This is a genomic window from Prosthecobacter sp. SYSU 5D2 (assembly GCF_039655865.1).
Taxonomy (GTDB): domain Bacteria; phylum Verrucomicrobiota; class Verrucomicrobiia; order Verrucomicrobiales; family Verrucomicrobiaceae; genus Prosthecobacter.
In genome coordinates, this window is the sequence record NZ_JBBYXL010000003.1 from 120,376 (window position 1) to 146,809 (window position 26,434).

Annotated in this window: 19 protein-coding genes and 2 pseudogenes; 11 read left to right on the forward strand and 10 right to left on the reverse strand. The window is 59.2% G+C overall.

Annotation, left to right across the window (positions count from 1 at the left end):
* Positions 1-4 precede the first annotated feature (4 nt).
* The 3 genes from WJU23_RS05495 to WJU23_RS05505 form a co-directional block, all read right to left on the reverse strand.
* A complete protein-coding gene (locus WJU23_RS05495; protein WP_346331541.1) occupies positions 5-3,523 on the reverse strand; it encodes an FAD-dependent oxidoreductase in 3,519 nt (1,172 codons plus the stop codon).
* A 138-nt stretch (positions 3,524-3,661) separates the two neighbouring features.
* Positions 3,662-5,371: an FAD-dependent oxidoreductase gene (locus WJU23_RS05500; RefSeq protein ID WP_346331542.1), complete on the reverse strand. Its 1,710-nt coding sequence runs from the start codon at positions 5,369-5,371 to the stop codon at positions 3,662-3,664.
* A 72-nt stretch (positions 5,372-5,443) separates the two neighbouring features.
* Entirely contained in the window at positions 5,444-5,899 is a 456-nt protein-coding gene (locus tag WJU23_RS05505; RefSeq protein WP_346331543.1) for an MOSC domain-containing protein, read from the reverse strand.
* A gap of 85 nt (positions 5,900-5,984) precedes the next feature.
* Here WJU23_RS05505 and WJU23_RS05510 point away from each other — a divergent pair, with 85 nt between their 5' ends.
* On the forward strand, positions 5,985-7,013 hold the full coding sequence (locus tag WJU23_RS05510) for a Gfo/Idh/MocA family oxidoreductase (protein WP_346331544.1): 1,029 nt from the start codon (positions 5,985-5,987) through the stop codon (positions 7,011-7,013).
* Between the two features lie 258 nt (positions 7,014-7,271).
* Here the strand turns inward: WJU23_RS05510 and WJU23_RS05515 are convergent.
* From WJU23_RS05515 to WJU23_RS05525, 3 genes and pseudogenes are all read right to left on the reverse strand, one after another.
* A pseudogene (locus tag WJU23_RS05515) lies at positions 7,272-7,370 on the reverse strand (peptidoglycan endopeptidase); the annotation flags it as partial.
* A gap of 261 nt (positions 7,371-7,631) precedes the next feature.
* Positions 7,632-8,552, reverse strand: a complete 921-nt coding sequence (locus tag WJU23_RS05520) for a hypothetical protein (protein WP_346331545.1) — start codon at positions 8,550-8,552, stop codon at positions 7,632-7,634.
* Between the two features lie 5 nt (positions 8,553-8,557).
* The gene (locus tag WJU23_RS05525; RefSeq protein ID WP_346331546.1) at positions 8,558-9,304 is read right to left on the reverse strand and encodes an N-acetylmuramoyl-L-alanine amidase; all 747 of its coding nucleotides are present in this window, start codon (positions 9,302-9,304) and stop codon (positions 8,558-8,560) included.
* Positions 9,305-9,402: 98 nt separating this feature from the next.
* Here WJU23_RS05525 and WJU23_RS05530 point away from each other — a divergent pair, with 98 nt between their 5' ends.
* The gene (locus tag WJU23_RS05530) at positions 9,403-10,494 is read left to right on the forward strand and encodes a glycosyltransferase (RefSeq protein ID WP_346331547.1); all 1,092 of its coding nucleotides are present in this window, start codon (positions 9,403-9,405) and stop codon (positions 10,492-10,494) included.
* 24 nt (positions 10,495-10,518) lie between these two features.
* Here the strand turns inward: WJU23_RS05530 and WJU23_RS05535 are convergent, their stop codons facing one another.
* On the reverse strand, positions 10,519-12,045 hold the full coding sequence (locus tag WJU23_RS05535) for an arylsulfatase (RefSeq protein ID WP_346331548.1): 1,527 nt from the start codon (positions 12,043-12,045) through the stop codon (positions 10,519-10,521).
* 161 nt (positions 12,046-12,206) lie between these two features.
* Here WJU23_RS05535 and WJU23_RS05540 point away from each other — a divergent pair, with 161 nt between their 5' ends.
* The 4 genes and pseudogenes from WJU23_RS05540 to WJU23_RS05555 form a co-directional block, all read left to right on the forward strand.
* Positions 12,207-13,850 carry a right-handed parallel beta-helix repeat-containing protein gene (locus WJU23_RS05540; protein WP_346331549.1) on the forward strand — a complete coding sequence of 548 codons (1,644 nt, stop codon included), beginning with the start codon at positions 12,207-12,209 and terminating at the stop codon, positions 13,848-13,850.
* A complete protein-coding gene (locus WJU23_RS05545; RefSeq protein ID WP_346331550.1) occupies positions 13,847-14,740 on the forward strand; it encodes a class I SAM-dependent methyltransferase in 894 nt (297 codons plus the stop codon). Before WJU23_RS05540 ends, WJU23_RS05545 begins: the two co-directional genes overlap by 4 nt.
* 16 nt (positions 14,741-14,756) lie before the next feature.
* Positions 14,757-15,014, forward strand: coding sequence for a hypothetical protein (locus WJU23_RS05550; protein ID WP_346331551.1), 258 nt, complete (start codon positions 14,757-14,759; stop codon positions 15,012-15,014).
* A 56-nt stretch (positions 15,015-15,070) separates the two neighbouring features.
* Positions 15,071-15,415 (forward strand): annotated as a pseudogene (locus tag WJU23_RS05555) (HNH endonuclease); the annotation flags it as partial.
* A gap of 61 nt (positions 15,416-15,476) precedes the next feature.
* Here WJU23_RS05555 and dhaL read toward each other — a convergent pair.
* Together dhaL and WJU23_RS05565 are read right to left on the reverse strand one after the other, a co-directional pair.
* Entirely contained in the window at positions 15,477-16,106 is a 630-nt protein-coding gene (gene dhaL / locus WJU23_RS05560) for a dihydroxyacetone kinase subunit DhaL (protein WP_346331552.1), read from the reverse strand.
* 18 nt (positions 16,107-16,124) lie between these two features.
* Positions 16,125-17,087: a 3-hydroxy-5-phosphonooxypentane-2,4-dione thiolase gene (locus WJU23_RS05565; protein WP_346331553.1), complete on the reverse strand. Its 963-nt coding sequence runs from the start codon at positions 17,085-17,087 to the stop codon at positions 16,125-16,127.
* A gap of 102 nt (positions 17,088-17,189) precedes the next feature.
* Between WJU23_RS05565 and WJU23_RS05570 the strand changes: the two genes are divergently transcribed.
* The 5 genes from WJU23_RS05570 to WJU23_RS05590 all read left to right on the forward strand — a co-directional run bounded on the left by WJU23_RS05570 (position 17,190) and on the right by WJU23_RS05590 (position 23,950).
* Positions 17,190-18,008: an AraC family transcriptional regulator gene (locus WJU23_RS05570; RefSeq protein ID WP_346331554.1), complete on the forward strand. Its 819-nt coding sequence runs from the start codon at positions 17,190-17,192 to the stop codon at positions 18,006-18,008.
* A 64-nt stretch (positions 18,009-18,072) separates the two neighbouring features.
* Positions 18,073-20,580, forward strand: coding sequence for a PSD1 and planctomycete cytochrome C domain-containing protein (locus WJU23_RS05575; protein ID WP_346331555.1), 2,508 nt, complete (start codon positions 18,073-18,075; stop codon positions 20,578-20,580).
* 31 nt (positions 20,581-20,611) lie between these two features.
* The gene (locus tag WJU23_RS05580) at positions 20,612-22,024 is read left to right on the forward strand and encodes a DUF1501 domain-containing protein (RefSeq protein ID WP_346331556.1); all 1,413 of its coding nucleotides are present in this window, start codon (positions 20,612-20,614) and stop codon (positions 22,022-22,024) included.
* Between the two features lie 107 nt (positions 22,025-22,131).
* Positions 22,132-23,163: a phosphodiester glycosidase family protein gene (locus WJU23_RS05585; RefSeq protein WP_346331557.1), complete on the forward strand. Its 1,032-nt coding sequence runs from the start codon at positions 22,132-22,134 to the stop codon at positions 23,161-23,163.
* Between the two features lie 88 nt (positions 23,164-23,251).
* Positions 23,252-23,950 carry a glycosyltransferase family 2 protein gene (locus WJU23_RS05590; protein ID WP_346331558.1) on the forward strand — a complete coding sequence of 233 codons (699 nt, stop codon included), beginning with the start codon at positions 23,252-23,254 and terminating at the stop codon, positions 23,948-23,950.
* Between the two features lie 143 nt (positions 23,951-24,093).
* Here WJU23_RS05590 and WJU23_RS05595 read toward each other — a convergent pair whose 3' ends face one another.
* Entirely contained in the window at positions 24,094-26,418 is a 2,325-nt protein-coding gene (locus WJU23_RS05595) for a prolyl oligopeptidase family serine peptidase (RefSeq protein WP_346331559.1), read from the reverse strand.
* Positions 26,419-26,434 lie beyond the last annotated feature (16 nt).

Genomic DNA, 26,434 nt, shown 5'->3' on the forward strand with positions numbered 1-26,434 from the left:
AGCATTAAGGAAGCTGCCAGAAGCGGAGCAGAAAATCACCGCGTTTGTCTTTCGTTGCCGGAGACTCCTTGGCGGAAGCCGAGTGGACCTGACGTGCAAGCTGCATCGGATCCAGCGTGCCTTTTTGCAGTTTCTCCATTCCATCCTGCCAGACGGTTTTTTCACTCTCGCTCAGCGGTTCATCAAGCCGGGCATTGTAATCGCTGAAGAAACCCTTGCTGCCGAAGTATTGAGCGGCAGGCACGCGCGGGTCATCCGAGGTCACGTCCACATCATTGAAGAAGCTGATCATCACGCGGTTTTTGACCAGGGTGCGGATGAGCAAATCGGCATCCAGTTTGGCTGGCGTGGTCTTATTCTTAATGGCCAGGGCAGCGGCAAATCCGGCAGACTCCCCCATCTGCATCCATACCGGTTCCAAGCGAATGGCACCCCAGCCGACATGCGAAGCGGAAATGGCAACACTAACCAAAAGATTGTCCACTTCATTGGCCAGCAGGCTGCGGTACGGCACCTGGGCAGGGCGGGTTTCTTCGCCCAAGAAAAAGATACCGTCTTCATGGCTGCCGGGCACCTTGCGCTTCAGGCAGGCCACGGAATCCACCGGCCAGTCAGTGATAGCGATGCTGTCGGCATGAACTGGCGTGCGGGCGATGCCTTCGGCAATGACGTTGTCCTGCTCTTTGAAAACATATCGTCCAACCAGCCGCCGCGCCTCGCGCACATAGATCTCATAAGGGGCGTGATTGTTGTCGGGAAATTCATCCGCTGCAAGGCCGTAACCGGCAAACTGCTTGCGCTCGCGATCTGATGCTTCCGGATCATTCTGCATCCACCACAGGCGCATGAGCATGCCATCGAGATAGCGCTTTGAAATTGCCTCGCGTGTGGGCCAGTCACCACCTGGATAGTCATTCTGCGGACCGATGAGACGCCCGCCGTTCCAGGCTACCTTATTGTTAGGCAGATTCGGCACGAACCCGCCACCACCGGCTGCTTTGGCGATGGCGACATCGTAGTTGGCAGGCTTTTCCACCATGATCCTGTTGGTCGGTTCACGTGTGAGTACGAGGCGGTAGTTGTAGGCCATCACGGATCCGTCGGCTTCTCCGCTATGCGGGCCTTCCAAGATTTCGCCGGTGGCATGGCTGTTGTAGCGGATGTTCAGCCGTCCTTCGTCGGCGTCTTTCGGGAAGCCGCGCTGGCCGGGGGCCTTCTTGCGCTCGGTAGCATAGATGACGCCAGCGTGCGGCTCATTGTACTGACTGCGTGCCTCACGCCCGATCTGTGACTTTACACCCGCTGCGGCGATGAGGTCCCCTTCATACATGCCATCAGCAAAGATCTTCGCGGTTACCTTCACACTCCCTTTCCCATGCATGGGCTTTAGCGTCACGCTTTTCAGCATTGCGCCGTCCCGTTCCGCCTTGCTGACAATGTGGCCCAGCAAAACCGTCAGCGTCTTTTCCTTTTCCACCATCTCGTTAAACAGCATCTCCGCGATGCGGGGTTCCACCTTGGGGCGGTCAATGTGCGCACGGCTGTTGGCATCCGGCATAGAAGCAAGATGCTGGGGGGAGTTCTCTCCATATGCTTTTTTGTAATAGTCCGCTGCCCCCCGAAGCATTTCTGCATACAAGGGTGAGCGCAACCCGTCATAAGGAGCCTCCCAGCCACCAGCCCCGCTGGTAATGAAGCCGCCCAAATGCTGCGTATGGTTGACCAGCAGGACGCTCAACCCTTCGCGTGCTCCCCGCACTGCCGTGGCGATGCCGCCTGGTGTTCCACCGATGACGACCAGGTCATAGTTCTTTTCATCCACGTCCACGGTTTTGGCGGCGGACTTCAGCTTCATCGGTGCGGGGATGATCACCTTTGGGGCAGGCATCGCGGCCTTGATGGGAAAGCCAGCATCCGCCCGTGTATTGCGCTCCACTTTGGCATCCGCCTCAGGCACAATCTGAAGCCCGTCCACCACCACAAAACCCTTTTTGGCCCTGGCCAGGATCTTCACCGATCCGCTTTTGCCCTTGGCAAATTCAAAGACGCCCAGTGATCTCGGGATACTTTCCTCCAGGCACTCTTCGCGCTGGTTCAGCGTCACTTTTTTCTCACCTTCTGCGCTGCGGATGACGATCTCGGCCGCATCACAGCGATTGTCTGAGGCGACGTAAAGAAGCCTGAGCTCATAGCGACCGGCCACCGGGATATCGGGAGTGAAAGTGGCCGTGCCATCGGCATTGATGGCGTGGTAACCACGGCCTACCAAATAACCCAGCTGGCTGCCACCTTCCCGCCACTGGCCTGTATAGCGGGCGGCATCATCATCCATGAGGATTCCGGCCACCTTGGCGTCATTGGCCGATGTGTTTACCTCCTTCTTTTCCATCCCATCCGTTTCCTTCAGTCTGAAACGTGTGCTGACCACCGAGTGCTTGTCAGGACCAGGACGATATTTGACATAGGTCGTCGCCACGAAGGTCCCGTCCGGCAGCAATTCCAGGCCTGGATAACCACAGTCGCTGCGGGCATTGCTGTGCAAAAGCTTGATCTTGTATTCACCATCCTTGCCGCTCTGGATGTCCTCATACTTTCCCACCCAGGCCACAAAATGATTCCGCGTGGGGCTGTTGGCACCCATGTCGCGAAAGGTCACCACCAGACGGCCATCCGGTGCGTATTGGGCCTTGTGCCTGTCGCCATGCAGCCCAGGTGGCAGATCTTTCACCGTCGTCCAGGTGCGGCCTTCATCGTTACTGATGATGTAGTGGCTGGCATGGCTGCGGATGTTTTCACGGATGAGGCAGAGAAGCTGTTTGCCATCGGGCGAGCGCACCACTTCAGGCTCGCACGGCTTCAGGTCGCCCAGATCCACCAGCACTTTCCACGGACTCCAGGTCAGGCCTCCATCCAGGGATTCACTCTGCGTGATGATGTTTGACTTCGGGTCCTTGGTTTCGCCTGGACGACGGATGTTGGAAAGACCGATCAGGCGCTTGCCGCCATCCACTGGCATGATGGTGCAAAAAGGCATCACGCATTCCAGGTCCAGGCTCTTCATGGGGGACCAGGTTTTGCCGTCATCCATGGAATAGGACATCTGCATCGTCCCGTTGTCCGGCTGGCGCGTCCCGCCAGGCCCCTGCCCAGCATAGACAAACAGGCGCGAGACACCTTGTGGATCTGTCAGCCGGTAGAGTGCCGGACAGTTGCGCGTCGTCGCCCAGTTTTCCGGCACCGGCAGGAGTTCGCTCCAGGTCAGGCCGCCGTCATCGCTGCGCTTCATCGGTCCGCAACCACCGCCGTGACCATAGGTCCAAACACAATACATGGTCTTGCCATCTGGCAGCAGAACCGTCGTCGGGTGCCCCTGATAGATTTCAGGTGTGCCCTGGGCAACGATCACCTGCCGGGAGGTATCGCCAGACAGATCCAGCACAGGAGGATGATCTTCAGCCTGAATGGGGGAAGCCAGAAACAAGGGGACCAGGACACAGGCCAGGAATTTACAAAGGAGGGACATCACAATAAGACGTAATTTGGTTAAATTTGCTATCTGGTAAACTAATAACACCAGTTTGAAGCTATCACTAGCTCTGCCTTAGAGGGCATACCAGGTCAGCAGGATTTCCTTGTTAAAAATGGAGGAATCAATGGCAGCTCACAGCTTCTGCTTCTCACCGCCCAGCACCTGGCCGTCTTTCAGCAGACGGGCGCGCAGCTTTTCATAGTCCACCTTTTGCACCGGCACCTGGTCATCAATTGCCATGACGGCGGCGGTCGCAGCACTCTGGCTGGTGACCATGAAAACAGGCTCCATGCGGATGCTTGCAAAGGCGACGTGGCTGCAACTCAGAGCAAAGGTGACGAACAAGTTTTCACACTCGCTCTGACGGGGCACAATGGCGTCGTAGCCGATAGCATAAGGCGGCGCGCCATCGCGACCGGAGGCGATCTTTCCCTCGCGGGTGACGACGCCATCCTTCACAATACGCCGGATCTCATGCACGTCGGTGCCGTAGCTGCCCAGCCCCACGGACTTGGGCGCGACCTGACGGCCAAAGGTGTGGTGCTGGGTAAGAACCAGGTCGCTGATCATGCGCCGGGCTTGGCGAACATAGATCTGATGAGGCCAGCCGCCATTGTCGGTGAATTCATCCTTGGGCAGACCGAAGCGCTTCATGTCCTTGCGCACTTTCTCAGGCACGCGTGCATCCGTGGCCAGGAAATACAGCAGGCCGCGATGGTAGTTCTCATGCTCTTTGGCGATCTCGTCGCGCCGGGCATACGTGGCCTCAGGCCATTCGTGACTTGCCCCTGGCATGTTGCCGCCAAAGGTGGCCGTATTAAAATCCCACTTCTGGTTAGGCAAAGCGTCGTGTTTGGAAAACCAGCGCAGGTCCATGTCATCGCCATTGGCCAGGCAGGCTTCAATGAACCGGGCCACAATCTCATAACGTTTCGGATCATAGTCCGGCGGCGGGGCAATGGCGATGCTGTTGGCCGGATCCACACTCAGGCAAAGGCGGAAACAATAGGCCTGTACACCTGGTGCAGGTTCTCCAGGCGTCCCCGGTTCGCCTTCCTGGATCAACGGCAGCAAGCCGCTCTTGGGATCTCCTTTCACTACATAAGGATCCAACGGAAAATCACGGTCCCACACGCCCTGTCCACCGGCCACACGCCCCGTCTCCCCAGGCACCAGGTGGCCAGTGCGAGGTTTGTATTTCTCGTCGTAATAAATGCCGTTGTAGGTCTCGCCATATTTGGCATTGCCCTCACGCATCAGCGTGTAGCTCACCCCCGCTTTCGCCATCAGGTCACCTTCATAAGTGGTGTCCAGGAACATCTTCGCCCGGAAAATGGTTCCGTCTTCGGTCACGAACTCTGTGATGCGAGCGCCTTCCTTGGTCACCTTGGCCAGCCTTGCTTTGAAGTAAACTTTCACCCCGGCTTCCTTGGCCATATGCGTATAAACTTCCTCCGCCTTGTGCGGCTCGATGGCATAGGCACCGCCTGTGGCCGGGCCGCCGCCGACAGGTATAAAGACCTTGTCCCAGGCGAGTTCGACGCCCACGGTCGCAGCCAGCTTGGTGAAGTATTCGCGGGAGATGCCGCCCACGCTGCGAGGATCACCAATGTCCACCGCGCTAAGACCGCCGGAGGTCATGCCGCCCAGATGCCTGCCCGGTTCGGCAATGACCACGCTTTTCCCCATACGGGCCACTTGCACCGCCGCCGCCACACCGCCGCTGGTGCCGCCATAAACGCAGACATCGGCTTCAATGACTTCTGCCGAAAAGGCCGGTTGGAAAGTGAGGGCAAGGCCAAAGGCTGCCGTACCAATAGATCGCAAAAGGAAGGTGTACATGGTGGAAATAAGAAGACGAAGCTCCCACTCACCAACTTGCTGGTCAGGTTATCCTACCAGTTCCTCGTTAGCCTATTCTTTTCTTAGCACACCATCGCTGAGGATCTTGGCGCGCAGACCGCCGTCTCCTTTCATGGCCTCTTCAGCGCCCTCGGCAAAGGCCTGGTTCATCCAGTAGCAAGGCGCGCTTTCCTGGGTGCCTAAAAACCGCACGCCCTGGATCTCAAACTCCTGCCCGATGAGCGCATTCAGATCCGCTCCTTTGGTGATGATGTTGCGCCGGAAAACGGAAGGCTCCACACCCATCACCTGGAACTGCTCGCACAGGCGCTCATAGACCTCGTGGGCAAAGAAGGTGACCTGTCCTTTGTAGTCCTCCTTGAATCCAAAAAAACGGTCCCCCTTCAGACCCTGGCTGGCAACGCATTCAATCGAGTCCACCTCGATCATCGGGGCCTGCCCGGCAGGCCGGCCGTGATGGCCGAAGAAGTTGTGCTCCGGGGAGATGTAAAGATGGAGGATCTGCATGCCACAATGTCATGCAGATGAGCAGACACGCCAAGCTGGAATCTATCCCTTTGCACGGAGCGCAAGCCTGCATGACAAATGATCCATGAATGAAGAAAAGACCCTCCGCATCGGCATTGTAGGCGCAGGCGGCATTGTGAAGCAGCGGCATCTGCCAGGCCTGCGTGCCCTGCCAAATATCCAGATCACGGCGGTGGCGAATTCCACCCTGGCCAGTGCAGAAGCCTTCTGCCGCGACTTCGCACCGGAGGCGAAACCCATCGCCCGCTGGGAGGATGTGGTGGACAATGAAAACGTGGACATTGTGTGGATCGGCGCTCATCCGTACATGCACCATGATGTGACGGACTTTGGACTGCAATGCGGCAAGCATGTCTTCACCCAGGCACGCATGGCGGCCACGCTGCAGGAGGCGGAGCACATGTGGGAAAGGGCACAGAGCTGCCCGGACCTGGTGACAGCCATCTGCCCTCCACCCCAGGGGATGAAAAGCGGCGAGATGGTGAAAAAGCTGCTGGCGGACGGTGCCATCGGCACGCCGCATCAAGCACTCCTGCACAGCTTTAACGGCGCATGGCTGGACGCCAGCCAGCCTGCGCACTGGCGCCAGCGCACGGAGACGAGCGGCATCCAGATCCTGACCCTGGGCATCTACACGGAGGTTTTGCAAAAATGGTTAGGCCACATCACCGAAGTTGAGGCGCGTGGAAATATCGTCATCCCGGAGCGGCAGGGTTACACCGTGGAGACACCGGACTTTGTCAACGTCCTGGCCAGGTTCCGCAGCGGCCTGGAGGCCACGATGATGTTCAGCGGCGTGGCCGCCCATGCACCGACGGACAGACTGTGGTTATTTGGCACAGAAGGCACCCTGAGTTATGATTTCACCACCGAAGAAGTCTCCCTGGGCAAACGGGGCGGCGGGCTTGAGGTAGTGCCTGTGCCTTATGACATGCAGCGTGAATGGACCGTGGAGCGTGATTTTATCCAGGCCGTACGTGATCCTCAGGCACCGCGTCCGAAGCCCGACTTCACCGAAGGCGTCTGCTACATGCGTGTGGTAGAGGCGGTGTGGGAGGCCATGGAAACACGCGCTGCGGTGAAGTGCGCGTGATCGAAAGGATCCTCATAGCCCCTGCGGATGCCGGTTGATGAAACCGGACGTCGGGCGTGCAGTGGAACGCCAGCGTGGCCCCTCCCCCGTTTGTGTTCCCGAGGTGTCGAACCGCAATCCGCAGACGGACATGAAAACATGGTTCCCCGGTTTCACAAAAAGAGACACATAACGCCCCGCGCCTGGCTTTCCATATCCGGCAAATCCCCGTGAATTCAAAGGTCGCACCAGCAGACCCGTGCGGTAGAGAATGTGGGAGATGGAGCCGGAGCAGTCAAACCCGTCATCATAGAGCTGCTTGTGACCGCCGCCCCATTTGTAGGGCTTGTCCACAAGCTGGTTGGCATAATACACCAAGTGATGCAGCACCGGCGGATGATAAGTCGTGGCACGGGCATGACGCCCGTCAAAAATCAAAGGCGGGACCTGCGTGTAATAATAAACCCCAGCGCCGCCTCCGGCGACCGCCAGCGCGCCTAGTCCGGTCGTCTTCAACCAGTCCCGACGTCCCATGTTTTTCAGGGCATTTGCCTCCAGTGTATTTTCTAAGGACTCAGGAATGAAATCTTGAGGTTCATGCATGGTGCAAAGTTACTCTCAATACCCAAAATGCCAAGCCTACTTTCTCGAAAGACGGTAAAGCGGTACAGGCAGTTGCTCAGAGGTGAACCAGAGAGAAGCACCGTCCTCATCATAGCACACCGCTTCCATCTGTTTCGTCAGCGGCGGCTGGATGATCCTGGCGGGTGCTGCCAGTGACTGAGCCAGGGAGGCTTTTTTGCTGAGTTTCCATTCGTGCAAGTAACTGTAAGTGCCGATGACCAGCCAGCTGCCGTCCGGGGAAAAATCAGCAGCGGTAGCCATGCAGGCCATGCCGGGGCGTTTCCCTTCCCTCGGGCGGGATGGGAAATTCAGATCAGCCATCTTGATCAGCTTCATCGCCTGGCCGGAGATGCGGTCCTCTGGCACACGGTAAAGGGCGCAGCGGCCATCCTCCGTCTTGGTCACAATGAAGAGATGGCGGTTCAGCGGATGCATCATCAGGCACTCCGCGTTATGCCGCCCATCAGGATAGCTCACGTGCCAGGTTTCCGGCTCGGCGGACAGGACTTCCTTTTCAGCATCTTCAGGCAGGTCCGGCTCCGGGATGCGATAGATCTGGATGCTGGCGCGGCGCTTCAGATTGTCTCCGATGTCCCCGATGAACAGGCAGGGCTGTCCCTTTTCATCAGGACCTTGGGTGATATCCTCCCAGTCAAAATTAGCTGCCGTCGGCACACGCACCTTGGCCACCGTTTCCCCTTTCTGGTTGATGGCAAACAGGCAGGGCTCGCCACCGGAATCATTATGTGTCCAAAAAATACCGGGATGCCGCAGACTGCGTGCGATGCCACTGCTTTCAGCAATGCGCTTGTCAGCCAGCACAGCCACCTTTTCTGCCGTGGGCACTTCCACCTCCACCTGGGCAGCGGCAGGGAGGGCCAGCAGGCCAAGGATAGCGGTGAGGACCAGCGTCTTCATAGCCGTGAAAGCGGACATTCAAATTAACCCAGAGAGCGTGCCGGACCTGGCACCAGGCGGTTATAATGCAGCTGCACACGCCTCAGGTACCACTGCCAGGTGGGGCCGGGACGGCCGCGATCCAGCAGGAAATGCGGGCAGTTTTTGTGGGGATCCTTGATGCTGGGGCTGATGCGCGGCCAGTGATAGTGCGGCACCACATGTTTCAGCGGGATGCCGTAAGTGTACATCAAGTAAGCGGAAAGACGGGCCGTTTTGTCAATGGTCAGCGCAATGTCATTGCCCCGGTGCTCGCACATCTCGATGCCGATGCTGTAGTTGTTCCCAGGGCCGTCAAAGTCGGCGTGCTCCCCCTGCTCCCGGCAGGGCAGATGCTGGATGGCCACATTGGACTGCGTGGTAAAATGCCAGGTCAGGAAGCCGATCCGGTTGCCCCCAGGACGCTTGGTCGCACGCAAGGCTCCCCTCTTCAGGGCCAGGGCGTGGTTATACGCGTTGCCGGTGTAATTTTGCGTACTGTGAATGGTGATGTACCGGGGTGTCATGGGCCGGTATTTATATCGGCCCACTTTGCCCGGCGGGATCAGGTCCGTTTGCAAACCCACCTCCCGCAGCAACTGCTCAGGGGTCACGCGCCCGAGCGCCCTGTCATTGTAACGGGCTTCCCACATGGCGGTTTTGGAGCGCCCGGCGGGAGATCCGCAGGCGGCAAAGAGGACGACGGCCAGAATCCCGAGAGGGAGGGCCAGTAGAGCACTGCCTTTATTCATGAGAGCAGTATGATGGATGAAGCGAAGTTTGCCAGTCATGAGTCTAGCAGCCTGACATTTAGTTTGAGTTCCTCCAATTTTCAGCCAGCCATAGACTTGTGATTCTTGTCCTGACAGCAGGCTTTGGCGATGGGCACAACACCGCCGCATTTTCCACCTCCGAAGCACTGCGCCGTTTGTGCCCAGGGGAGGAGGTCCAGACTTGCGACCTTGTCAGCGAGGTGCAGCCACGCATCGCCACCCTGCTGAAAAACTTGTACCAGCAGGCCATCACGCACTTTCCCAGTGGCTGGCGCATGGTGTACCACATGCTGGAAAAGTCCGATGTGGACCCTCAGGACAGCGCCTGGCTGGCCCCGCTGGTGCGCGGCCTGCGGGAAAAAATCACGACCCTGCAACCAAGGCTTATTATCAGCACCTACCCGCTGTATGCGGCACTGATGGATGCCCTGCGCAAGCAGGACGGTGAAGTACCAAAACTGGTCACCATCATCACCGATTCCATCAGCGTGCACCGCATCTGGCTGATGCAACCAAGCGACCTCTACTGCGTGGCCGATGCCGAAACCCGGGAAGTGGTCATGAAACTGGGCATTCCGCACGAGAAAGTCCACATCACCGGTTTCCCCGTCAGTCTTCAATTCACCGAAACATTGCCCGAGGAGGCCATCCGTCCTGGAGTACAGCGCATTCTCTACCTGCCCTCCACCACCGCCCGCCACGTCAGGATGACGCTGGCCTCCCTGAAGCCGCTGCTGCAAAAGGGCGTGCAACTGACCATCCCCGTGGGCAAGCACAGCTCGCGTTTATATCATGTGCTGCGCAAGTTCACCGATGAAATGCCAGACGCCCCCGTGGAGATCATCGGCTGGACAGACCGCATCCCCGAACTGCTGCGCACGCACGATGTGGTCATCTGCAAAGCTGGCGGTGCCATTTTGCATGAAGTGCTGGCAGCCCGCATCCCGGCGGTGATTGACTATGTAGTCCCCGGCCAGGAGGAAGGGAACGCGGAGATGCTGCTCTCCCGCCATTGCGCCTACCGCTCCCAAACGGCCAGTGAAACCGGCGAATGTGTGGCCAGGATCCTTGAGAATGGCGGCAAAATCGGACGCCAGATGCACGCTAACATGCTGCCTATCAGTGTGCCGGATGCAGCCATGCGCGCAGCAAAAGCCGCCCTGGAATGACGGCCGTGAACTGATTGCATTGGGTTATAAATCATCCCCTTGCACTTCTCTGAGCAGCCGGCTCAGCCGCGCGACAATCTCCGGTTGTTCCGCATGCACATTCTTCGTCTCTGCGGGATCTGTCTCCAGGTTGTAGAGCTGCCCCGTCGGCCCGCCTTCTTTTGCCGGGTCCAGGACCTTCGGATGGCTGAACCCGCCAGATCCCCGGTGCGGCACCAGTTTCCACGGTCCCTGCCGGATGCCAAACACCCCGCTCATTGAATGGTGAATGGCAAACTCACGCAGCGGCTTATCCGGTTTTTCTTTTAGCAACGCAGGCAGGATGTCCCGGCTGTCCTCCCCGGCCCCGGCAGGCAGGTCCACACCTATGATCGCCGCCGCTGTCGCCAGCAGGTCCGTCAGCTCCACCAGCTCAGCACTCACCGTCCCGGCAGGGGTTTTGCCCGGCCAGCGCACCACGAAGGGCACCCGGTGCCCGCCTTCCCAGATGTCCGCCTTCGTTCCGCGCAGATGCGCATTCCCCTGGTGACCATATTCCTGGATATGCGCCCCCCGCCCGCGTACCTTGTAATGCTTCACATCGTCCGCTTCCTTCGCCTCCCAATAATGATACAGCCCGCCATTGTCGGAGGTGAAAAGCACCAGCGTATTCTCCGCCAGCCCGGTACGGTCCAGCGTCTCCAGCAAAGCTCCCAAAAAGGCGTCAGTCTCCACGACAAAGTCCCCATAGTCCCCGGCCTGGCTTTTGCCCTTGTACTCCGTATTTGTCACCACCGGCAGATGCGGCGAGGTCAGCGGCGCATACAGAAAAAAAGGCTTCTTGTCCGCCGCTGCCGCCCTTTCTTCAATGAATGCCACAGCTTCACCCGCCAGCCTCGGCATTACCCCATGGATGGTGAAATCCGGCGACCTCACCCCTTCATCCACCGCCATGAAATTGGTGTCGCGCATGCGCTCCTGATTCAACACGGGCAGCCTCAGCGCACGGTCATTCACCAGATAACAAAAGGGCGACATGTTCAGCGAGGCGGAGATACCAAAATAATGGTCAAACCCCACTGCCACGGGTCCGCCCGTGAAGGGCTTCGTAAAATCCACCTCAAACCCGGCGCGCGGTGGCTCCCGGCGGTCCAGCGGCACTGCCGGGACCGGCTGGCCATTCTTGTCCGTCCATTGCATGCCCAGATGCCACTTGCCGATGCATGCCGTACGATACCCCTGCTCTTTCAGCAGGCTCGCCACCGTCACCTGCCCTGGCTCAATAAGCGGCGGGTCAAAGCCGTCCAGCACCCGGTACTTAAGCCGCGTGCGCCAGCAGTAGCGCCCCGTCAGCAGACCGTAGCGCGTTGGTGTACACACCGCCGAAGGCGTATGCGCATCGGTAAACCGCATCCCTTCCAGCGCCAGGCGGTCCACATGCGGGGTCTGGATCTTCGAAGCCGGATTGTTGCAGGAAACATCCCCAAACCCCAGATCATCCGCCAAAACCACAATGATGTTAGGCCGCCGTTCTATACCATAGGCAGCCGTATTAATAATCAGTGAAAACACCCCCATCAATCCCGTTTTGATCCAGTTTCGACAATTTAAGCGCATCATTCCCTTTCAGACGATTCATCCACAGTACTTCTGTCACTCACCGGAATTTCCCGGCTCATTTACCCCCCATTGAGCATACCCCCTGCTCCTGATGTCCAATGAATCATCTTCTCATGCCATCACTCCAAACACGCCCCGCTGATGGCAAGCTCTCCAAGCGCTGTGCTTTCTTCCTCTTCATCCTCATGGGATGTGGGACCGCCTCCAGTGCCACCTACCATGTGAGCAGCACCGGCCTCGATACTCATCCTGGCACCACCCAAGCCCCTTTCCGTGAGATCCGCAAAGCCCTCGCTGTCATCTCCCCAGGGGATACTGTCATCGTCGCAGACGGGACGTATAAAGGTTTCAATGCAGTCGGCATCGGCTCTGCCGATACCGTCACCACCATCATCGCCCCCGGACGCCAGGCCGAGATCCTCAAAACCACCGACCGTGGCATTAACGACCCAAACAACATCGTCGTCTGGCAATGCACAAATGTCGTCTTTGACGGATTCCGTTCCTTCAATGCCACCCGTGCTGGTATGCGCATCATCGAATGCTCACACGTCACCGTCCGCAATTGCGTTTTTGGCGACAATCAGTACTGGGGCATCGTCACCAGTTTCAGCGATGATTTGCTCATCGAAGACAACGACTGTTATGGCAGCCTGAAGGAGCATGGCATCTACGTGGCCAACAGCGGCGACCGCCCCATCGTGCGGCGTAACAAACTGCATGACAACGTCGCCTCCGGCCTCCGCTCCAACGGAGACATTTTCCAGGGCGGCGACGGCATCATCACCGGAGCTGTATATGAGGGGAACATCATTTATAACAATGGTGAGATCGGTGGGGCCGCCATGAACCTGGACGGCCTCCAGGACGGCATCATCCGCAACAATCTGATCTTTGACAATCTCTCCACCGGCATCGCCATATTCAAAGGCGGCGGTGCCGAAGGTCCCAAAGGCATGAAGGTGCTGAACAACACCATCATCCTCCCCGCCACCGCCCGCTACAACCTGCGCATTACCGATGTCATCGGCCCCATCCTGGTCCGCAACAACGTCCTCTACAATGCCAACACCGCCAAAGGCCCCTTCTCCTGGAACACCCCCGAAGATGCCGCCTGGACCGACAGCGACTACAATGCCTTTGGCGGCGGCCGTTTTGTATCCACGGATGGCGAGATTTCCCGCATCTCCATGGATACTTGGAGGGCTTCTGGAAACGAACCCCATTCCCTGCCCTCCGTCGCCCTCGGCAGCCTCTTTGTAGATGAACCGGGGCGCGACTACCGGCTGAAAGCAGCATCACCCCTGATTGATACCGGCACGCCTCTCCCAGAGGTCCCTACCGACATTCTCGGCACCGCGCGTCCCCTGGGTTCGGCACATGACATCGGTGCCTATGAATACGGCGCCTATTCGTCCTGGAAAGCAAATCAGGAATTTCCTCCCGATACCCCGATTGATTGGGATTCAGACGAGGACGGCATTCCCCTCCTCCTGGAATACGCCCTGGACATGGACCCCATGAAGGACTCCAGCCCGGACCTCCCCACTGCCACTCTTACAAATGACCGCCTGCAGCTCGTTTACCCTCTCATACGCACCGATCTTATCTATGCCGTCGAGACAAGCCCCGACCTCCTATCCTGGACCACCGTGGGCGTTGATCAGGGCATCCCAGGCTCCACCGTCACCGCCTCCGTGCCACATGGGGAAGAACCCGAACGCCAGTTTCTGCGGCTCCAAGTCTGGCTGCCATGATCGCCTCCAACCAGCCGGCCACTCCTGACGATGTCGCCCGTCATTACGACCAGCTGGACCGTTTTTACCGCCAGATCTGGGGTGACCACGTCCACCACGGTCTTTGGCTGACGGGCCGCGAAACCAGCGAGCAGGCCACCCGTAATCTGCTGAATGCTGTCGTTTCCAAGCTTCATCTGACTCCCGGCATGGAGCTTTGTGATGTGGGCTGCGGCTACGGTCATAGCGCCCGCATCATCGCCAGCGAGCAGCAGGTCAAAGTCACCGGTCTCACCATCTCCCCCGCCCAGCAAAGCTACGCTGCCAGCGCCACCCCACCCGGCTTGCCAGCCACCTTCCTGCTCGAAGACTGGCTGCACAACAAACGTCCCGCTGCCGCTTACGATGCCCTCATGGCCATCGAAAGCACCGAGCACATGGCCGACAAAGCCCGCGTTTTTAGCGAAGCTGCCCGCGTTCTCAAGCCCGGCGGCCGCCTGGTCATCTGCGCCTGGCTGGCCCATGAAACGCTGAAGCCCTGGCATCACCGCCACCTCATCGAGCCCATCTGCCGGGAGGGCCGCATGCCCGGCCTCGGCACCCAGTCCGAATACTCTCATTGGATGACCGCCGCTGGCTTTCACATCGAAGAGGCCCGTGACGTCTCAAAGCAGGTCGCCCGCACCTGGCCCATCTGCGCCTGGCGTTTTATCCTCGGCACCCTCCGCCGCCCCACCTACATCCGCTTCCTCCTCGATCCCAAAAACGACAACCGCATCTTCGCCCTCACCATGCTCCGCCTCTGGCTCGCCTACCACACCGGTGCCATGCGCTATGTGATTTTTTCGGCCTTCCTTCAAACATCCAGCAAGGCTCATGCAAAAAATGCCAGCTTGCAGGTTTCACCATGAAACGTAATCTGTTACCATGAGCATTCAGGCTGCTTTTCAGCGCGGGGTCACCCCGTTATTGCAAATTCTGCTACCCGGCAAGGAAAACGCCGTGCTTTCCATCCAGCCGGATCCGGCTTTGACCCGGCGAATCGAGCACCTGGCCAGCCTGTCCACCGAAGGTAGCCTGACACCTGAGGAAGCCGAGGAATACGAAGGCTACGTCAAGGCCAACAAGTTCGTTGCGATCCTTCGCCGTCAGGCACGCAATCTCAGCCGTCAGTTGGCCAAGTGACGGAGGCCGTCAAGATTTAGGTAAGAAGTCGTGCGCGCAACCGCTGCGAATACTGCCTCCTGCATCAAGACGACTCTCCGCTTGCATTGCTTCACATCGAGCATATCCGACCGAAGAAACATGGCGGTTCTGACAGCCCCGACAATCTATGCCTTGCCTGCATTGACTGCAACCTGCGCAAAGGCAGCAACCTCACTGGCATAGACCCACAATCCGAAAAGATCACCGAACTTTTCAATCCCCGCCAGGATACATGGGAAGATCATTTTGAATGGGACGGAGTCCACCTCAAGGGCAAGTCCGCCATTGCCAGAACCACAATCCGGGTGCTCGACATGAATTCGGACGACCGGCTTGACTTGAGGCTCAGCGGCGAAGAGTTCCCTTCTGAAACTGACTGATAAAAGAAAACGTGGAGCCAGTTGCCGGACTCCACGCTTCAATTTTACACAATCCTTTTTGTTAGTCCGCCTTCACAAAGGCCAGCATGGTTTTTAGCATGATGGTCACGGAAAGCGCACCGGCATCCGGGAAGCCCAGGCAGGCTTCGCCAAGAGTCTTGGCGCGGCCAAACTGGGCGATCATCGCCTTGCTGGCTTCCACGCCGGATTCCGCAGCGGCAACGACGGCCGTAAGGGCTTCCGGCAGCGGCTGTCCAGTCACTTCCTTGGCCTTGTCAGCCGCAGGAGCCAGGGCATCAATCATGGTCTTGTCACCCGGCTTGGCACCGCCCCGCTTCATCACGCCTTCCAGCGCGGCTTGCAGGAACAGGGACAGGCCTTCGGCATCCAGGAACTCGCGATCTTTGACTGCCTTGCCACCGGCCCGATAGACCGTGCCGAAGAGGGCGCCAGAGGCACCGCCCATGCTGCTCATCATGGCGTTGCCCGTGGTTGCAAACACCTGCTCCACACTGGCGGCATCCAGGGGCTCAAGCTGCGCTTTCACCGCTTCCATACCGCGCTTCATGCCCAGGCCATGATCCCCATCGCCGAGGTCACGGTCCGCCTGGGAGAGCATGGGCTCCGCCTCAATGATGGCATCCGCCACCTGCAGCATCATCAGCCGCACTTGATTGGGTTTCAGTTCCATAAGAGGTCAGGCTTGGGCTTACTTCGTGCCGCGTGCTTTGAGGTCGTTGTAGAGATCATGAGCCTGCTCAGGCGTCAGGTTCTCATGCACCACACCGCGCACCGCCTGCATCATGCTGATCGGGGCATCGCTCTGGAAGATGTTGCGGCCCATGTCCACACCGTTGGCACCCTGCTGGATCGCATTGTAGCACATCTTCAGCGCGTCCAGCTCAGGCAGCTTCTTGCCACCGGCGATCACGATCGGCACAGGGCAGCAGGAGGTCACAGTTTCGAAGTCTTCATCTGTGTAATAGCACTTCACCACATTCGCACCCAGCTCCGCCATGATGCGGGTGGCCAGGCGGAAATACTGTGCGGTGCGTGCCATCGCACGGCCCACAGCGGTCACGCCCATGACGGCGATGCCATAGCGGCTAGCTGCATCCACCAGATCCGTCAGGTTCTTCAGGCTCTGGCGCTCATAGGCGCTGCCGATGAAGACCTGCACGGCCAGCACGCTGGCGTTCAGGCGGATGGCCTCTTCGATGTTCAGCGCGGTGCTCTCATTGGAAAGCGGCTCAAAACCGGGGCGGCCAAATTTGATCTTCTTGCCGTCCAGTTCGCCTTCCCATTCTTCAAAGGGGCTCACCATGGAGGTGCCGCCGCTGGCTCGCAGGGCGATGGCCTTCTGCGTGGAGGCCGGGATGACGCTGCGCTGGATGCCACGGGTCAGCATGAGGCAGTCTGCATACGGCTCCAGGGGCAGGATGGTCTGGTCCACACGCTCCAGGCCGGTCGTCGGGCCCTGGAAGTAACCGTGGTCAAAGGCCAGCATCACGGTGCGGCCGTCCTTCGGATTGAAAACCTGGCTCAGGCGGTTCTTCAGACCCCAGTCATACTGGTGGGAGCCTTTGAGGAAAAAGCCCGGGGCTTCCTGGGGCACATGGGTGAAGTATTCCTTCTCTTTCTTGTCTGCTGCGCTGGTGCTGATGTCGGCCATAGTAGTATCTGGTTGGAATTAAACGGGCATGCATGCTAGCCATCGAGGCCTTGTCATCCATACCATGAATGGCTAGACTTGTGTCGAATTTCGCAATCTGCAATGGAAAAACCCGTTCTCAGCCTCGTCCCGCCCGGGGCAGCCCATCGTGTGGTGGGAAACCGCGCCGTCGCCCTCCCCGGCGTCACCGTGGACATCCTCACCACCCGCAAGATCGAGCTGGAGCAATGGGAGCTGCGCCGTTTTCATGATCCTTATTGGCGACTCTACTGGCCATTGATCGCCGGTGGCATTGTCGAAATCGTCGGCCAGGAAACCGCCCTCATTCCAGGCAACGTTTACCTCATTCCCCCGCACACCACCTTCAGCACCCGCACCTCCCAGCCCTTTGCCAAATGGTATGCCCATTTCAATCTCGGCCCCCTCGCGGACCGCGCCGCGCCCGGCATTTATGCCTTCCCCATCACCGCAGACATGCGCCAGATCATGCAAAAGCTGACGCTCCCGGCCAGTGAAAAAATCCGCTTTCCCTGGCTCTCCATCCTTTGGGTCGTGGAGGCCGTACAGTGCCTGCCCTCCAGCGTCTGGGACCAGCAGCGCCTGGACGCCCGTGTGCTCACCGCCATGGAGTTCATGAACACCCACCTCAGCCTCAAGCTGACGGCGGAGCAGATCGCCCGATACGCCGGCCTTAGCGTCCGCAATTTGAACCACCTCTTCCAGCAGGAGCTTCAGCAGGCCCCCATGCGAGTGCTGCTGGACTACCGCCTGGATGAAGCCTGCCGTCTGCTGCGCCATGGGGACGCCAGCATCGATGAAATCGCCGAGCAATGCGGTCTCATCAACCGTCACTACCTCAGCCGCATGATGCGCCAGTACCGCAACACCTCCCCCGCCGCGTATCGCAACGAAATGCTCTGACCGGTCGCGCGCAACTTTCCTGGCCTAACCGTGTTTCATGCTCCTGAGATACCCCGTTCCAGCCATGAAGATCCTCTTCTGCTCACTCCCTCTTTTCTGCCTTTCCCTCCACGCGGCGGATCTTACAGCAGATGCCCACGCCGGCATCCCTGCAGACAAGCTGGCATTCTTTGAAAAGAACATCCGCCCCGTGCTGGTGGAGCACTGCTACAAATGCCACTCGGCGGAATCAGAAAAGATCAAAGGCGGCCTCACTCTGGATACCAAACAGGGCACTCTTCTTGGAGGCGAATCCGGCCATCCCGGCGTCACTCCCGGCAGCCTTTCTGAGAGCTCGCTCTATGAAGCCATCACCTGGGCCAATGACGACATGCAGATGCCGCCGAAGGACAAGCTGCCTGACGAGGTCATCGCCAACTTTCGCAAATGGATCGAGATGGGCGCACCGGATCCTCGCGACCAGACCATCCCCAATGTGGCCGGTGGGCGGCGCGAAATCAACATGCAGGAAGGCCGCCAGCACTGGGCTTTCCAAAAACCCAAAAGCACCGTCGTCCCCGATCTGAAAGACGAAAACTGGGCCCGCTCCACCATTGACCAGTGGATCCAGGCAGGCTTTGAAAACGCCGGTATTCAGCCCATGCCGGATGCAGACCGCCGTACCCTCATCCGCCGCATCTCCTTTGACCTTACCGGCCTGCCACCCACCCCGGATGAAGTGGAAACCTTTGTCCAAGACACCTCCCCGGAGGCCATCAAACGCGTTATTGAGCAGTATCTGGATTCGCCCCGATTTGGCGAGCGCTGGGGCCGTCACTGGCTGGACGTGGCCCGGTATGCCGAAAGCAGCGGCAAAGAGGTCAACCTCCTCTACCCTCATGCCTGGCGCTATCGCGACTACGTCATTGACGCCTTCAACCGAGACAAACCCTATGACCAGTTTTTGAAAGAGCAGATCGCCGGGGATCTCATGCGCTCTGACAACAAACGTGACCAGGCCGAAAAGATCGTCGCCACCGGCTTCCTGGCCATTGGTTCCAAGGGCCACAACAACCGCGATGTGCGCCAGTTCAACATGGATCTCGTGGATGAGCAGATAGACGCCTTGTCGCAATCCATGTTAGGCCTTACCCTCGCCTGCGCCCGCTGTCACGACCACAAGTTTGATCCAGTCACCCAGCGCGACTATTACGCCCTGGCCGGCATCTTTCTCAGCAGCGAGACGCTCTACGGCACCCACCGCCAGCTTCAAAATAACAACCCCGGCACCCTCATCGAGCTGGACCCCGCCGCCGGCCAGCTCTCCGCCCTGGCCAGCATCTCCCCCTCAGAGGTCGGCCAGCTCAAGCGCCGCTCCGAGGAGGCTGAAGCCGCCGCCGCAGAAATGCAGCGCGATGCCCTGGCCCAGCGCATGCAGGACCGCGACAGCAACGCCGCCGCCAGCTTTCTCCGTGTGCGGGCAGCCCGTGACCGGGCAGAGACGGTGAAAGCGGATCTGGAGCAATTTCTGGATGACGGCACCCCGCGCACGCTCGCCATGGGCGTGCTGGACCGCAGCCGTCCTATCAACAGTCCGCTGCTCGTTCGGGGCGATATCAAGCAAGCCGGCGACATCGTCCCTCGCGGTCTCGTCGAAGTGCTCTGCGCTGAAGGTGAACCCCGCAATATCAGTACCGGCAGCGGTCGTCTGGACCTTGCGTGGTTCATCGCCTCCAAGGACAATCCTCTCACTGCCCGTGTGATGGCCAACCGCATCTGGCTCAAGCTCATGGGCAGCGGCCTCGTCACCTCGCCGGATAACTTCGGCATCATGGGCCAGAAACCCACCCACCCGGAGCTTCTCGATCATCTGGCCATTTCCTTCATGAACAACGGCTGGTCGGTCAAATCTCTCATCCGGGAAATCATGTTCACCCGCACGTATCAAATGAGTTCCACTTACCATGCGCAAAACTTTGCCGTGGATCCGGACAATACATACCGCTGGCGCATGAACCAGCGCCGCCTGGATGCCGAGGCCATTCGTGATGCCATGCTCGCCGTCTCCGGCACGCTCAATCTCTATCCCGTTGACGGCTCCCCCGTCGCCCGCGCCCCGGAAGGCCGCGAAGGCATCTTCACCCTCGCCCGTGACCTGAGCACCCAGCCATACAACTACCGCAGCATCTACCTGCCCATCATCCGCGACCAGATCCCGGAAATCCTCAGCGTCTTCGACTTCCCCGATGCCAGCCTGGTCAATGGCGAGCGTGACAACACCAACGTCCCCGGCCAGAGCCTGTTCCTCATGAACAACCCACAATCCATCAGCGCGGCCGATGCTTTCGCCGCCCGCCTCGCCAAGCATGAGGGCAGCCCCATGGACCGTCTCATTTACGCCTACCAGCTCGCCTTTTCCCGCTCTCCCACGGAGGACGAATTGGCCGCCATCAGAAGTTTCTGGACCCGCTTCCCCCAGCAGGCCGCCGGAGACAAAAGCACGCCTGAAGCACGCTCTCAGGCCCAGTACGCCGCCCTGTCTGCCTTTTGCCAAAGCCTCATGGCCAGCGCCGAATTCCGTTATTTAAACTGATCCTTTGTCAAACCCTCTGCCCTCTCACGCCATGGATACTCCTTCCAGCCGCCGTCAATTTCTCAAAACCACCTCCAGCGGTTTCGGCTACCTGGCCTTTGCCGCCCTGGCCCAGCAGCAGGCCCTCCGTGCTGGCTCGCCTCTGGCACCGAAAAACCCGCACCTGCTGCCCAAGGCCAAACACGTCATCTTCCTCTGCATGCAGGGTGCTCCCTCGCATGTGGACCTGCTGGATTACAAACCCAAACTGGGCACCGATACTGGCAAAAGCGCCCCCTCCATCGCCGGGCGTTACGGCCAGGCAAAACTCATGGGCTCCCCTTGGAAATTCAACCGCCATGGCAAAAGCGGCCTCTGGGTTTCCGAGCTCCTGCCCAACCTGGCCAAACACGCCGATGACCTCTGCGTCATCAATTCCATGGCCACCGACCTGCCCGCCCACCCGCAGGCCTTTACCCAGCTCCACACCGGAACCACACAGTTTGTTAGGCCGTCACTCGGATCCTGGGCACTTTATGGCCTGGGCACGCAGAATGAAAACCTCCCCGGTTTCATCACCATCAATCCTCCTGGCAATGCCACCCGCAGCTACGGCAGCGCCTTTCTGCCCGCCATTTACCAGGGCACCAAGATCGGCGGCAACGGCCTCCCTGGTGGCGGTGCCTTCGCCCGCCGTATGGGCGGTGGCATGGAGCAGGCCAGCATCGCCAACATCAAAAACAGCCGCTACAACACCGAAGCCCAGCGCACGCAGCTTGACCTCGTCCAGTCCCTGAACCAGTCCCGCATGGCCCAGGATGGCGGCGTCAGCGCCGAGGTGGAAGGCGTCATCGAGTCCTACGAACTCGCCTTCCGCATGCAGGCGGAGGTGCCAAAAGTGCTAGACCTGTCCAAGGAAACCGCCGCCACCAAGAACCTCTATGGCATCGGCAATGACAGCACGGACACCTTTGGCAAGCAGTGCCTCATGGCCCGCAAGCTCGTCGAAGCCGGCGTTCGTTTCATCGAGATCACCCACGGCAACTGGGACCAGCATTTCAATCTCAAAGCTGCGCTGGAGCGCAACTGTGAGGCCATTGACCATCCCGTGGCCGGCCTCCTGCAAGACCTCAAACTGCGCGGCCTGCTCAAGGACACCCTCGTCATCTGGGGCGGCGAATTTGGCCGCACACCTCACAGCCAGGGTGATGATGGGCGCGACCACAACCACAAAGGCTTCACCATGTGGATGGCCGGGGGCGGCGTCAAGGGCGGCATGAACTACGGCAAGACGGATGAATACGGCTACGAGGCGGTCGAAAACAAAATGCACATCCACGACTGGCACGCCACCGTCCTGCACCTCCTGGGCCTGGACCACGAAAAACTCACCTACCGCTACGCTGGCCGCGATTTCCGCCTGACGGATGTGTATGGCAGCGTGGCCAGTGAGATCATCTCTTGACCACCGTTTTCCGCTTAGGAAATATTATTTAAGGATACCTCTTCGTTTCCACCTTGAGAAACCGTACCTCTTTGACTCAGGTCATTTCCAGCGCATCATGACCGTCTGTGAAGAAGACGAAAAAGGCTGCCATCAACTGGGGATGCTTCAAGGCGCTGCTGCTGCTTATCCTAGCTGCTGGCCTCGTCCTATGGCTGTGCGGAGTCTGGTTTTTTAACCTCGACAGCAACCTCGTCGCCCTCAGCGTACGGGATTCCAAGGAGCCACTTCTTATTCGGGGTTCGGGCGGCCAGTGGAAAGAAGCACCCAAAATCACCGCTGCCGAGATCAGCCAGGGCCTCATCGAGCGCCATTCCGAGCAGGGCATGAAATGGTCCACGCTTAAAGTCAGCCGTGAAGGTGGCACCGCCGCGAAAGCAGCCCATAAAATTCTCGGTGCCGAGGTCCATGTCATCACCTTCTCCCCGGACCATTTCGAGTTCATGACGAGCTACGAAAAGCAGCCCAAATTTGCCGTCACCACCGCCGCCAAACGCATGGAGGCGGACAACCTCTGGTTCTCCATCACCGCGAATTTCCGCGACCCCAAGGGCAAGCCCCTCGGCTGGGTCTGGCATGAGGGCGTACAGGTGAATCCCTCCTTCCCCGAATGGAGCGGCTGCTTTTTTGTCAAAGGCGGTCTCCCTTACTTCGGCCCCAAATCCCTGCTCGATGACATTCCAGGCCCCATTGAGGAGGGCACCCAGGGTTACCCTTCGGTGATGAAGAACCACACCACCTTCTCCTATGTCTCCATGAAGCCCGACAAATTTTTCGACGGCTCCAAAATCAGCTACCGCTCCCTGGCCGGCATGAAAAAGGACGGAACTATCGTCTTCATCGTCTCCGGTGACGGTGGCGTGATGAACGTCGCCGAAGTCAGTGAGATCGCCCGCAAGCTGGAGGTCCAGCACGCCACCCTCCTGGATGGCGGTCGCGCCCTGCAATACAGCATCCGCACCGAAGACGGCCCCTGGCACTTCGCCGCGCTGAACACGACGCTGGAATTCAAACATCGCTGGCTGGAGCAGCAGCTTTCCCCTGTCTTCATCGGCGTCCGCCGCCGTGCGCCGAACATCATCTACATGCCCGCCAGGTAGCTCGGTTCTTTTATCTGCTCCCGCAAGCAGGTCAAATCTCCGCTTGCCACCGGGGACAGGCTTGGGATGGATGAAGGCTGCCCGAATCATGCCTTCGTCACCTGCCATTTCCGTCGTCGTCCCCCTTTATAACGAGGAGGGAAACGTCGTCGAACTCCAGACCCAGATCGCTGCCGCGCTGGCCGGCATGGATTATGAACTGGTCCTGGTAGATGACGGCAGCACCGATGCCACCGTCACCCGGGTCCGGCGCGATGACCGTGTCCGCGTCATTGAGTTTGCCCAGAACGCCGGCCAGAGCGCCGCCATGCATGCCGGTATCCATCAGTCCCGGGGCGACATCATCGTCACCCTGGATGGTGACCTCCAGAACGACCCCGCCGATATCCCCGCCATGATTGCTAAGCTGGGCGAAGGTTACGACCTCGTCTGCGGCTACCGTGCCAAGCGCAAAGATACCCCCTTCAAGCGCCTGCAAAGCCGCATCGCCAACGGTGTCCGCTCCCGTTTCATTGGCGACCATGTGCGCGATACCGGCTGCACCCTCAAGGTCATGCGCCGCGACTGCCGGGAGGCCCTGCTGCTGTTCAACGGCATGCACCGCTTCATCCCCGCCCTCATTCGCAACATGGATTTCCGTGTCACCGAGATGCCCGTCAATCACCGCCCCCGCGTCAGTGGAGTCAGCAAATACGGCTTCGGCAACCGAGCCTGGCGTGCCACCTGCGACATGTTCGGCGTCCGCTGGCTCAACAGCCGCCGGACGCGCTACCGCATCAAGGACTGAAAGTGGCTCGCACTGTCCCCAATGCGAAAAGCCGCGTAGAAACTCACAATAATTCCGCGATAACCCAGCTGCTGTCGAAGCTCTTTGGGGTATTCCACCTCGGTGACCCCAGCGTTCCCGCACTGGTGACAGTGCAGACCTTTTCACGGTCTCAGCCAGCGCACCAAAAACTCCATCCTCAACCGCGTCCCATACGGCGTCTCTGCCGCACTGTGCCCCGTGCCCATGATAGGCATGTAGTCAAAGGTCTTGCCCGCCTTTTGCAGCGCATTCACCACTTGGGTCGTGCTGGAAGGGTCCACATTGGTGTCCAGCTCCCCCACGATCAGGAGCAGCCGCCCTTGCAGCTTGCGCGCATCCTCCACATTGGAGCTCCGCGCGTAACTCTTGTCCACCGGCCAGCCCATCCACTGCTCATTCCACCAGATCTTGTCCATCCGGTTGTCATGGCAGCCGCAGTCCGCCACCGCCACCTGGTAAAAATCGTGGTGGTCCAGCAGCGCCCGCATCGCGCTCTGGCCGCCTGCACTGCCGCCATAGATGCCTACTCGTTTTAGATCCATCCAGGGACGGGTCGCCGCAGCCGCCTTCATCCAGGCCATGCGGTCCGGGAAGCCCGCATCCTTCAAGTTCTTCCAGCACACATCATGAAACACCTTCCCCCGATGGTTGGTCCCCATCCCGTCCGCCTGCACGACAATGAAACCCAGTTCCGCCAGTTCGTGCTGCCTGTGTAAAACCCCAAACTCCTTGGGTGAAAAGGCCCCGTGCGGACCTGCATACACCTGCTCCACCACCGGATAAGACTTCGCCGGGTCAAAGAACGACGGCTTGACCATCACTCCGTGAATGTCCGTCTTCTCGTCCCGGCCCTTGGCCACAAAACGCTCCGGCATCTGCCACCCCGCCGCCAGCAATGCACGCACATCCGCCTTCTCCAGCACGCAAACCAGATCCCCGTCCTCGCTCCGACGCAGCTCCGTGACCGGTGGCTGGTCCGCCCGCGACCAGGTATCAATGTAATACTTTTTGTTCGGCGACCACTGGATGCGGTGCTGCCCGTCCCCTTCCGTCAACCGTTTAAAACCCGTCCCGTCCAGGTTAACCCGGCACAGGTGCTCATGGTATGGGTCCTCCCCCTCCCGGAGGCCGGATGCCAGGAACCACACCTGGCGCTTCACCTCATCCACATGATCCACCTTTCTCATCACCCAGGCTCCCTGTGTGACCTGGTTTTTTACCGTCCCGGTCCGCACATCATAAAGCCATAGATGGCACCATCCGTCACGTTCACTCGTCCACAACAGTTCACCGGTTTTCTCCAGCCAGTGCCGCCAGGTCTTGCTCGTATGATCAATAAAAGTCCTGTTCGTCTCTTCCACCACTGTCCGGGCAGCTCCGGTCCGCGAATTCACGCCGACGATGCGGTAGCGCTGATGCCCACGCTCATTGTAATCCAAGTAAAACTCTCCGCTGTCCTCCGCCCACCGGATGTCAAAGTGATGCCTTTGGATGAACGGATTTTCAAATAGCGCGCCACCCACCTTCACCACGGCAAACCCCTCCCCTTCCCGCCGCACAATCAATGGACTCGGTTTCGGCAGATCATCTCCCGGTTTGGGATATTCAAATTCCATCCGCTCTGGCTGCAACCGGCCCTTGGGCGATGACTCCACAATCGTCACCTTCCTTTTTGTCACCGGCTTCCCCGCACAGAGCACAAAGGCGGATGAATCCGGCGCCCAGGTGATGCCTTCATATACCCACAGTCCCTCGCCCATCCCCATCCCCATCTCCACCTGCAACGCCTCTCCCGCTGGCAGCGGCCGCACCATCACCCGCCCCCGCTCCACCACGGCGCTCCATTTCCCGTCTGGTGACCGGCCGCGGGGCACCTTCGCTTCCCCGCCATTTTTAAAAACTGGTGACGCACCATCAATCTCCACCTCCAGATCATAGGGCTTGGCCGTCACTACCGCTATCGGGCGGTCATTCTGGCCTTTCATCAGCCACACGTGGCCCGCATACGTGTTCTGAGTGAAAACCCCTCCAGGCTGTACCTCGCCATAGTCGCGCTCCTCGCCATCCGCATTCACCCATACCATCTTCACCGGCTCCCTCACTTTGTTTTCAAAACTGATTCGCGTCTCCGCCCCTCCCGCCGTCGAGGCATGCCGCTTCTCTTCGCTTTGTGACGTCTTCATTTTCCCCTGCCCTGGCAGCCCACCGCCCTTCGAGGCCGGCCCGGCCAGGCGCTCCCCCTTCAATGCATTCACCTGCACCAGTTCATACTGCAACGGACCTGTGCGCACCCGGTACCAAAAGCGATCATCATCCAACCATACCGGGTCCACCTCATCACGAAACACCTTGTTAGACCAACCTTTCCCCATCTTCAGTGCCTCATCTATCGTGAGAGCATAAGCCGGAAAGGTGAGGACAAAGGCAACGAGGAAAAGCAGTTTCATGAAGGACCCTGATCAA

Coding starts and splice junctions, on each gene's coding strand:
- WJU23_RS05495 (WP_346331541.1), bottom strand. CDS start 3,523: ATGTCCCTCCTTTGTAAATTCCTGGCCTGTGTCCTGGTCCCCTTGTTT.
- WJU23_RS05500 (WP_346331542.1), bottom strand. CDS start 5,371: ATGTACACCTTCCTTTTGCGATCTATTGGTACGGCAGCCTTTGGCCTT.
- WJU23_RS05505 (WP_346331543.1), bottom strand. CDS start 5,899: ATGCAGATCCTCCATCTTTACATCTCCCCGGAGCACAACTTCTTCGGC.
- WJU23_RS05510 (WP_346331544.1), top strand. CDS start 5,985: ATGAATGAAGAAAAGACCCTCCGCATCGGCATTGTAGGCGCAGGCGGC.
- WJU23_RS05520 (WP_346331545.1), bottom strand. CDS start 8,552: ATGTCCGCTTTCACGGCTATGAAGACGCTGGTCCTCACCGCTATCCTT.
- WJU23_RS05525 (WP_346331546.1), bottom strand. CDS start 9,304: ATGAATAAAGGCAGTGCTCTACTGGCCCTCCCTCTCGGGATTCTGGCC.
- WJU23_RS05540 (WP_346331549.1), top strand. CDS start 12,207: ATGCCATCACTCCAAACACGCCCCGCTGATGGCAAGCTCTCCAAGCGC.
- WJU23_RS05545 (WP_346331550.1), top strand. CDS start 13,847: ATGATCGCCTCCAACCAGCCGGCCACTCCTGACGATGTCGCCCGTCAT.
- WJU23_RS05550 (WP_346331551.1), top strand. CDS start 14,757: ATGAGCATTCAGGCTGCTTTTCAGCGCGGGGTCACCCCGTTATTGCAA.
- dhaL (WP_346331552.1), bottom strand. CDS start 16,106: ATGGAACTGAAACCCAATCAAGTGCGGCTGATGATGCTGCAGGTGGCG.
- WJU23_RS05565 (WP_346331553.1), bottom strand. CDS start 17,087: ATGGCCGACATCAGCACCAGCGCAGCAGACAAGAAAGAGAAGGAATAC.
- WJU23_RS05570 (WP_346331554.1), top strand. CDS start 17,190: ATGGAAAAACCCGTTCTCAGCCTCGTCCCGCCCGGGGCAGCCCATCGT.
- WJU23_RS05575 (WP_346331555.1), top strand. CDS start 18,073: ATGAAGATCCTCTTCTGCTCACTCCCTCTTTTCTGCCTTTCCCTCCAC.
- WJU23_RS05580 (WP_346331556.1), top strand. CDS start 20,612: ATGGATACTCCTTCCAGCCGCCGTCAATTTCTCAAAACCACCTCCAGC.
- WJU23_RS05590 (WP_346331558.1), top strand. CDS start 23,252: ATGCCTTCGTCACCTGCCATTTCCGTCGTCGTCCCCCTTTATAACGAG.
- WJU23_RS05595 (WP_346331559.1), bottom strand. CDS start 26,418: ATGAAACTGCTTTTCCTCGTTGCCTTTGTCCTCACCTTTCCGGCTTAT.